The following is a 9840-nucleotide window of genomic DNA, read 5'->3' on the forward strand; positions in this document are numbered from 1 at the left end:
GAAGATAGAAATACATTAGCGTGACGGAGGTATTACATTTCTGATACAGAAAATAATCCGTTTTAATATCCAACTTGCTTTTGTTGTTCCTTATTATAACGGTCACCTGTTATTGGGATTGTTGCAATAACATTTTCCAATTCTTTCCATTCCTCGGAAGAGCCAGCAAATTCAAGAGTCCGCAGGTTTTCTTCCAGATGTGACAACTTAGTTGTTCCTGGAATAGGAACAATCCATGGGGCTTTTTGTAGCAACCACCGAGAAAGCCGCGAGTAAAGTGAAGCATATAAATCTTTATCAGAATTTAGCAATACATAAACATCTTCTACCATTTTTAATTTCAATATCTCTTCAGAGGGTATTATATTTGATTCTGGCAAGAAATACATTAGAGTAATCCAAAACTTTTAATGATTCCATAACTGTCAGGCATAAAATGGTTTAAGAAATACGGTAATCACTACAATTCTGATACAAAAGTAAAAATAAATAGTAATATTCCTTTTGTTATCCAGCCCATTTTAGTTTGTTAATAGGTTCATATTCATTATTAATACTCGAAATATAATTTTTACGAGCAATAATAGTTGAATATTACCATCCAACAATAACAAAAAAAGGTCGCCTCCGAATAAACGAAAACGACCTTCACTACTTTAAAACAAAAAATTATCTTTTTATTATTTGTATTCTTCCCAACTCTTGATAGCGATATCATCAATGCTCATGGTACAGAAGGCTTGGATAAATGCACTTGCCAAACGCGCATTAGTAATCAATGGAATATTCAGGTCAATGGCTGCACGGCGAATTTTATACCCATTATCAAGCTCTCCGGCAGTCAAGTTCTTCGGAATATTGACTACCATATCTATTTCTTTTTTATGAAGCATATCCAAAGCTTGTGGATGCCCTTTCTCACTTGGCCAGTAAACAAGGGTACTTTCTATTCCATTCTCGGCAAGTGCTTTGTGAGTACCACCGGTAGCGAAAAGTTTATAACCTTTGTTCACCAACATACGAGCTGCGTCCATCATATCGGCTTTCTGCTTCATGGTTCCAGTTGATAGCAGAATGTTTTTCTTCGGAATACGATACCCGACAGAAAGCATAGCTTTAAGAACAGCACAGGAAGTATCGCTTCCAATACAACCAACTTCTCCGGTGGAAGCCATATCTACTCCCAATACAGGGTCGGCCTTTTGCAAACGATTGAATGAGAATTGAGAAGCTTTGATTCCTACATAATCCAATTCGAACAGATTTTTGTTCGGCTTTTCTACAGGCAGACCAAGCATTACTTTCGTTGCCAGTTCGATGAAATTTATCTTTAGAACTTTGCTGACGAATGGAAAGGAACGGCTGGCACGCAGGTTACATTCAATTACTTTAATATCATTGTCTTTTGCCAGATATTGGATATTGAACGGACCGGATATATTAAGTGCTTTCGCAATCTCACGGCTAATACGTTTGATGCGACGTACTGTTTCTACATACAGTTTCTGTGGAGGAAACTGGATTGTTGCGTCACCGGAGTGCACTCCTGCAAACTCGATATGTTCGCTGATCGCATAGGCTATGATTTCTCCGTTTTGCGCTACAGCATCCATCTCCACTTCTTTAGCATGTTCTATAAACTGGCTTACTACTACTGGGTGTTTCTTTGAAACATTTGCCGCTAACTTTAGGAAACGTTCCAGTTCTTCCTGATTAGAACAAACATTCATTGCTGCTCCGGAAAGCACGTAAGAAGGACGAACCAACACGGGGAATCCAACTTCATCTACAAACTCATTGATATCATCCATAGAAGTCAGTTCACGCCAACGTGGCTGATCTACTCCAATACGGTCGAGCATAGCAGAGAACTTCTCGCGGTCTTCAGCATTATCAATGCTCTTGGCACTTGTTCCGAGAATATTAATATTTTGTGCATCCAGACGTAGAGCAAGGTTATTTGGAATCTGACCGCCAGTAGAAACGATTACTCCATGAGGATTCTCCAGTTCGAGAATATCCATCACACGTTCAAACGTCAATTCGTCGAAATAAAGGCGATCACACATATCATAATCGGTAGATACAGTTTCCGGATTATAATTGATCATGACGCTGCGCCAGCCTTCCTTACGGATAGTATTCAGAGCTTGAACGCCGCACCAGTCGAACTCTACAGACGAACCGATACGGTAAGCACCGGAACCGAGAACAACAATGGATTTATGATCACCCAGATAATGTACATCATTTGCTACGCCACTATAAGTAATATACAGGTAATTAGTTTGCGCCGGATATTCGGCTGCCAATGTATCAATCTGTTTCACTACCGGAAGAATACCCACTTTCTTACGATGATTACGGACATAAAGAATACCATCTTCCATATCGCCTTCAAAACCAATGGCACGAGCTATCTGGAAATCAGAAAAACCTTGTACTTTCGCTTTTTTCAGCAATTCATCAGGAAGCTCGACCATCTGTTTATGATTCTTGCCCCAGCTATGCAATTCTTCAGAAGTCCTCATTATATTCATCAACTTCTGGAGAAACCATTTGTCGATCTTTGTCAAATCATGAACTTGATCGATCGTATATCCGGCACGAAAGGCTTTAGAGATGACAAAGATACGTTTATCAGTCGGTTCACGGAGTGCTTTATCTATATCAGAAATGACAAGTTCTTTATTCTCCACAAATCCATGCATTCCCTGCCCAATCATACGAAGACCTTTTTGAATTGCTTCTTCAAAGGTGCGTCCAATTGCCATAACTTCACCGACAGATTTCATGGATGAACCTAACTCTTTATCGACTCCATGGAATTTTCCTAAATCCCAACGAGGTATTTTACATACAACATAATCCAAAGCCGGTTCGAAGAAAGCGGAAGTGGTCTTTGTTACTGAATTTTTCAGATCAAACAGTCCGTAACCAAGTCCTAGTTTGGCAGCGACGAAAGCCAGCGGATAACCGGTTGCTTTAGACGCGAGTGCCGATGAACGGGAAAGTCGGGCATTCACTTCAATAACACGATAATCTTCCGATTCAGTATCAAAAGCATATTGAACATTACATTCACCGACAATACCAATATGGCGAATAATACGGATAGCAAGCTCGCGAAGTTTATGATATTCTTTATTGGTCAATGTTTGCGATGGAGCAATTACAATAGATTCACCGGTATGAATACCCAGCGGATCAAAATTTTCCATATTACAAACGGTGATACAGTTGTCGAAACGGTCACGTACTACCTCATATTCTACTTCTTTCCATCCTCTCAACGACTTTTCTACCAATACTTGAGGTGAGAAAGAGAAAGCTTTTTCTACCAGAATATCCAGTTGTTCCTCATTATCACAAAATCCCGATCCTAAACCTCCAAGCGCATAAGCCGCACGAACAATCACCGGATATCCCAATTCTCTAGCTGCACGACGAGCCTCTTGCGCATTTTCTACTGCTTCACTCTTGATTGTTTTTACATTAATCTCATTCAGTTTCTGTACAAAGAGTTCACGGTCTTCTGTATCTATAATAGCTTGTACCGGAGTACCGAGCACTTTCACATTATATTTTTCAAGGGTTCCTTCTCTATACAATGCCACACCACAATTCAACGCTGTCTGACCGCCAAATGCAAGCATAATACCTTCCGGTCTTTCTTTCTGAATGACTTTTTCAACAAAATAGGGAGTCACAGGAAGGAAATAAATCTGATCCGCGACTCCTTCAGAGGTCTGCACAGTAGCAATATTCGGATTGATAAGGATTGTCTCAATCCCTTCTTCTTTCAAGGCCTTGAGTGCCTGCGAACCGGAATAGTCAAACTCACCGGCTTCACCGATTTTCAAAGCACCGGAACCTAACAGTAATACTTTCTTTATATTTTCTTTCATTGATTCTATTTTCTGGATCGCCACATATTAACACAGCATCAAACGATCTATAGGCCGCGCAATAGAGTGGCAAAAGTCTATTTATAATAATTTCACGAACTCGTCAAACAAGAATTCCGTATCTGTTGGACCACTAGCAGCTTCAGGATGAAATTGTGCTGAAAACCAAGGATTCTTTTTGTGTTTTATTCCTTCATTCGATCCGTCGTTCATATTAATAAACAGTGGTTCCCAATCTGCACCTAATGTATTATTATCGACTGCATAACCGTGGTTTTGAGAAGTTATGAAACAACGTTCAGTACCAACCATACGTACAGGCTGGTTATGACTGCGATGTCCATATTTCAATTTATATATTTTAGCTCCTCCGGCTTTAGACAATAACTGATTACCCATACAAATTCCAAAGATCGGAAGTTTTTCATTCTTCATTGCTTTACGAATATTCTGTACCGCAGAATCACAAGTGTCAGGATCTCCAGGACCATTGGATATAAACAATCCATCAAACTCAAGCCCATTAAAATCATAATTCCAAGGAACACGAATCACTTCTACATTCCGTTTCAACAGACAACGAATGATATTAGTCTTCACCCCACAATCCACCAAAACTACTTTTTTTAATGAAGAATGAGGAATAAGGAATGAAGAATCGGCTGCGCTATAATTGCTGGTTCCATCAGGCAAATAATGAATAATTTCTTTGCAAGATACTTGATCAACATAGTTTATGTCAGCATAAGACGGAAATTCTTCATTCATCATTCTTAATTCTTCATTTAACCCGCCATTTCGTTCTTCATTTAATCCGTCAAACACGATTTTTCCCATCATTACCCCATGTTCACGAAGAACTTTAGTCAGTTCTCGGGTATCGATACCAGTAATACCGGGTATCTTTTCGCGTTTCAACCAGTCTGCAAGGTCTTCTACCGCATTCCAATGGCTGTACTCGTAAGAATAGTCACTTACAATAATCGCCTCCGCATGAATCTTTTCGCTTTCCATAAAAGTAGCGAGTCCATTCGGTTCGATAGTAAAAGGAGGAATTCCATAATTACCTACCAATGGAAAAGTAAGAGTCATCAACTGTCCGGCATACGAAGGGTCAGTCAGACTCTCCGAATATCCGGTCATAGCGGTGTTAAACACTACTTCACCCGCCACCGGCTTCTCGTAGCCAAACGACTTACCGCTGAAACGGCTCCCGTCGTCAAGGATTAATGTCACATCTCTCATTCTTATTATTGAATCGTTGTATGGTTGTTTAAAATTGATACATTTGTTCGATATAGTTGATAAACGCTTGATTTACCATCTTTACACCACCCGGAGTGGGATAATCACCACTAAAATACCAGTCTCCCGTATGGTTCGGACAGGCTTCATGTAGTCCCTTTAATGGTTGGTAGACAATCTCAACTTTTGCTTTTGTCCCTTTTGGAATCAGCAGTTCCACCATCTTAGCAGAAATCTCTTCATCAGTAAACGGAGCATAGATTTCTTTCACATAATTCACCATTTGTTCTTTTGGCAAATCGACCTGATCTTTAGACTTCCGGTACGCAGCAGCAATTACATCTTTCATATCACGCTCTTTCAACAGTTCGACGGCCGCTTTAAAAGCAATAAACTCACTCATTCTTGCCATGTCGATACCGTAATAGTCGGGATAGCGGACTTGAGGAGAAGAAGAAACGATGACAATCTTCTTTGGACCAAGACGGTCGAGAATGCCGATAATACTTTGCTTCAATGTCGTTCCACGTACAATGCTATCATCAATAATCACCAGATTATCGACACCGGAAACAAGACTCCCATAGGTGATATCATACACATGGGCAGCAAGGTCGTTGCGACTATTGCCTTCTGCAATGAAGGTACGAAGTTTGATATCTTTAATCGCTACTTTCTCACTACGAATCCGACGAGAAAGAATAGCTTCCAGTTCCTGCAAATTCGGATTATGTCCTAATGCTGCTATCTGTTGTACTTTCTCTTCATTCAGATGATTGTCCAAACCTTGCAACATTCCATAAAAGGCTACTTCAGCCGTATTAGGGATGAAAGAGAAAACAGTATGATCTATATCGTTATCAATAGCTTTCAAGATGTTAGGCACAAGTTTTTCACCCAACAGTTTCCTTTCTTTATAGATATCCACATCACTGCCACGAGAGAAATAGATACGTTCAAATGAACAAGCTCGTTTTTCACGCGGCTTATTAATTTGCGAGGTTCGCAATTTACCCTCCTTATTTATTAGCAATGCCTGTCCAGGCAGCAGTTCCTTAATCTCTTCTACCGATACATTTAAAGCTGTCTGAATGACCGGACGTTCAGAAGCCAACACCGCAATCTCATCATCCTGATACCAAAATGCAGGACGAATCCCCCAAGGATCACGGATTGCAAATGACTCGCCACTCCCGTTCAAGCCACAGATTACATAACCTCCATCCCACTCTTTACTGGAAGTACGTAACACATTGCTCAAATCTATATGGTCCTCGATATAATGCGTAACTCCCATTCCAGTCAGTCCTCCGGCTTCGGCTAGGTTAAACAATCGCTCTACTTCACGGTCCAACCGATGTCCTACTTGTTCCAACATGATATAAGTATCAGCATACTTGCGCGGATGTTGTCCGATAGCAGTAATTCGGGCAAATATTTCATCAACATTCGTCATATTGAAATTACCACAGAGAGCTAAGTTTTTGGCACGCCAATTGTTTCTTCTTAAAAACGGATGGACATACGAAATCCCGGTTTTTCCGGTAGTCGAGTAACGTAAATGTCCCATATAGACTTCACCGGCAAAAGGTAAAGAGCTTTTAGCAAAATCCGCATCATGCAATTGTTCGGGAGTGAGATCTTTAAAATTACTTTGAATGTTTTCGAAAATCTCTGTGATGGCACCAGAACCTAAAGCACGTTCACGAAACATATATTCTTCACCCGGATTCGCTTCCAGTTTCACACATGCCAATCCCGCGCCTTCCTGTCCGCGGTTATGTTGTTTCTCCATCAGCAGGTAGAGTTTATTGAGACCGTACATCCACGTTCCGTACTTCTTCTCATAATACTCTAACGGTTTGAGTAAGCGTATCATGGCAACGCCACATTCATGTTTCAATTGTTCCATTGATAGATTTGCAATTTATAAATTACCAGATTCTTATTCTACTGTTACCGACTTGGCCAAATTTCGTGGCTGATCTACATCCATTCCTTTACATACCGCAATGTGGTAAGCAAGGATTTGAAGAGGTACCGTAGTTATTAACGGGTCAAGGCACTCGATTGTTTCGGGAAGTTCGATACTACAATCTGCTATTTTACTGATTACCGTATCTCCCTTAGTCACAAATGCAATTACCTTTCCTTTCCGAGCTTTGATTTCCTGAATATTACTCAACACTTTCTCATAAAGTCCATTTTGAGTAGCGATCACCACTACCGGCATTTCTGCATCAATCAGAGCAATGGGACCATGTTTCATTTCCGCAGCCGGATAGCCTTCGGCATGAATATACGAAATTTCCTTCAATTTCAATGCACCTTCAAGAGCTACAGGATAACTATATCCGCGTCCCAGATAGATAAAATTATGAGCATAGGTGAAAGTCTTCGATAATTCAGCCAATGTATCATTCAGTTTTAATACTTCTTTCATTTTCTCAGGAATATGATTCAATTCCTTTACGATAGTCAAATATTGTTCTTCGCCAATCGTACCTTTCTCTTTAGCAAGTGTCAAAGCCAACATAACCAATACCGTAACCTGACCGGTAAATGCTTTGGTAGAAGCTACCCCAATTTCCGGGCCGACATGGATATATGAACCTGTGTAGGTAGCACGAGGTATGGAGGAGCCGATAGCATTACATATACCATATATAAATGCTCCGCGGCTTTTTGCCAAATCAACGGCTGCAAGCGTATCCGCTGTTTCACCACTTTGCGAAAGAGCAATCACTATATCGTGTTCATCAATCACCGGATCTCGATAACGAAATTCGGAAGCATATTCTACTTCTACCGGAATGCGACAGAAACTTTCAATCAAATGCTTGCCGATCAATCCCGCATGCCAAGAAGTACCACAAGCAACAATTATAAATCGTTTTGCATTTAGCAAACACTCTTTATGATCGATAATTGCTGATAGTACTACATTATTCGCTTCTACATTGATACGCCCACGCATACAATCACGAATACAATCCGGCTGCTCAAAAATCTCTTTCAGCATAAAATGCGGATATCCTCCTTTCTCCAACTGTCCGAGATTTAGCTCTACCTTCGTTATTTCAGGAGTTGTTTCCACATTATTCAAATCAACGACTTTCAGTTCTTTTCCCGGATGAATGACAGCTATTTCTCCGTCTTCCAGATAAACAACCTTATCCGTATATTCTACTATTGGTGTAGCGTCTGAAGCCAGAAAAAACTCATCTTCCCCAATTCCAACCACCAACGGACTACTTTTACGGGCAGCTATGATCTCGTCAGGATGTTCTTTATCAAGAATAGCAATCGCATACGCTCCAATCACTTCACCCAATGCCAACTGAACGGCCGCAAGCAAATTAACTTTATTGGTTACTTTAATATATTCGATTAATTGAACGAGTACCTCTGTATCAGTACTACTTTTGAAAGTATAGCCTTTGGCTTGAAGTTTTTCTTTGAGAACAGCGTAATTTTCAATAATGCCGTTATGAATGAGAGCGAGTTTTTCGGAAGAAGAGTAATGAGGGTGAGCGTTAGCAGAACAAGGTTCCCCGTGAGTAGCCCAACGGGTATGGGCGATTCCGACTGTACCGGAAATATCTTTCTGAGTGACGAAATTTTCAAGATTCGAGACTTTACCTTTCGTCTTATACACATTCAATTGTTGGTTATCACTGATCAGTGCTACCCCCGCGCTATCATATCCTCGATACTCCAGCCGCTTCAGTCCCTTTATAAGGATGGGGTAGGCTTTTCTTTTACCAATATAGCCTACGATTCCACACATATATTATGATATTTTTATTTCGTGTGCAAAGATACATATTTTAAATAACATAAAGACAACCATTTCTATATTTATTTGACATAAGCACATAAAAAAGTTGTAAACACATCAAAAAGTTAAATAATATATTATTTTTACCTCAAAAAGAAACAAATTACGATCGCATTCAAATAACTATTCAGATACTATCAATTTAAAACTAAACCAAAGTATTCTGATTACAAATTAAAAGAATAAGAACAAGGTTCCTTATTTAGTGTCACACAAAAGCAACAAAACAATATCATTATGAAATTAAATAATTAACTTTGCCAAACATTTTGATATCTTAAACAGATATTACTATACAATAAAGCTATAAAGAATGAAGAAAAAAGAACTTTTTAACAGCGAAACAAAAAGATCCATTTACCAACAGCAACCCCAAGAAGCGGGTCTCTACGACTCAGCATATGAACATGATGCTTGTGGTGTCGGTATGTTGGCAAATATTCACGGAGAAAAGTCACACGACGTTGTTGAGTCGGCTTTAAAAGTATTAGAGAACATGCGTCATCGTGGTGCTGAAGGTGCGGATAACAAAACAGGGGACGGTGCAGGTATTATGCTACAAATTCCACATGAATTTATATTATTACAAGGTATTCCCGTTCCTGAAAAAGGACGTTATGGTACCGGATTACTCTTTCTACCTAAAAAGGAGAAAGATCAGGCCTCTATTTTAAGTATCATTATTGAAGAGATCGAAAAAGAAGGACTTACATTGATGTATCTGCGTAATGTACCTACTTGCCCGGAAATTCTAGGTGAGTCGGCTCTTGCAAATGAACCGGACATCAAACAAGCATTTATTACCGGATTTACAGAAACCGAGACTGCAGACCGCAAACTATATTT

The 9840-nt window shown here is 39.8% G+C and carries 5 protein-coding genes and 1 pseudogene; 1 reads left to right on the forward strand and 5 read right to left on the reverse strand.

Annotated elements, in window-relative coordinates; translation table 11 throughout:
- Window positions 1-62: 62 nt before the first annotated feature.
- The 5 genes from PHO71_RS05350 to glmS all read right to left on the reverse strand — a co-directional run bounded on the left by PHO71_RS05350 (window position 63) and on the right by glmS (window position 8943).
- Complete coding sequence (locus tag PHO71_RS05350; RefSeq protein WP_367279880.1) at window positions 63-389, reverse strand: aldo/keto reductase; 327 nt, start codon at window positions 387-389, stop codon at window positions 63-65.
- A gap of 291 nt (window positions 390-680) precedes the next feature.
- Entirely contained in the window at window positions 681-3908 is a 3228-nt protein-coding gene (gene carB / locus PHO71_RS05355) for a carbamoyl-phosphate synthase (glutamine-hydrolyzing) large subunit (RefSeq protein ID WP_300200002.1), read from the reverse strand.
- 81 nt (window positions 3909-3989) lie between these two features.
- Window positions 3990-5153 carry a glutamine-hydrolyzing carbamoyl-phosphate synthase small subunit gene (carA, locus tag PHO71_RS05360; RefSeq protein ID WP_300200005.1) on the reverse strand — a complete coding sequence of 388 codons (1164 nt, stop codon included), beginning with the start codon at window positions 5151-5153 and terminating at the stop codon, window positions 3990-3992.
- Window positions 5154-5181: 28 nt separating this feature from the next.
- Complete coding sequence (locus tag PHO71_RS05365) at window positions 5182-7065, reverse strand: amidophosphoribosyltransferase (RefSeq protein ID WP_300200008.1); 1884 nt, start codon at window positions 7063-7065, stop codon at window positions 5182-5184.
- Window positions 7066-7098: 33 nt separating this feature from the next.
- The gene (gene glmS, locus PHO71_RS05370; RefSeq protein WP_300200011.1) at window positions 7099-8943 is read right to left on the reverse strand and encodes a glutamine--fructose-6-phosphate transaminase (isomerizing); all 1845 of its coding nucleotides are present in this window, start codon (window positions 8941-8943) and stop codon (window positions 7099-7101) included.
- 364 nt (window positions 8944-9307) lie between these two features.
- Between glmS and PHO71_RS05375 the strand changes: the two are divergent.
- A pseudogene (locus PHO71_RS05375) lies at window positions 9308-9840 on the forward strand (glutamate synthase subunit alpha); the annotation flags it as partial.

It is taken from the genome of Bacteroides sp. (genome assembly GCF_028690125.1).
Taxonomy (GTDB): Bacteria; Bacteroidota; Bacteroidia; order Bacteroidales; family Bacteroidaceae; genus Bacteroides.

Excerpts from the sequence above, each read along its gene's own strand:
- PHO71_RS05350 (WP_367279880.1), bottom strand. The coding sequence starts at position 389 with ATGTATTTCTTGCCAGAATCAAATATAATACCCTCTGAAGAGATATTG.
- carB (WP_300200002.1), bottom strand. The coding sequence starts at position 3,908 with ATGAAAGAAAATATAAAGAAAGTATTACTGTTAGGTTCCGGTGCTTTG.
- carA (WP_300200005.1), bottom strand. The coding sequence starts at position 5,153 with ATGAGAGATGTGACATTAATCCTTGACGACGGGAGCCGTTTCAGCGGT.
- PHO71_RS05365 (WP_300200008.1), bottom strand. The coding sequence starts at position 7,065 with ATGGAACAATTGAAACATGAATGTGGCGTTGCCATGATACGCTTACTC.
- glmS (WP_300200011.1), bottom strand. The coding sequence starts at position 8,943 with ATGTGTGGAATCGTAGGCTATATTGGTAAAAGAAAAGCCTACCCCATC.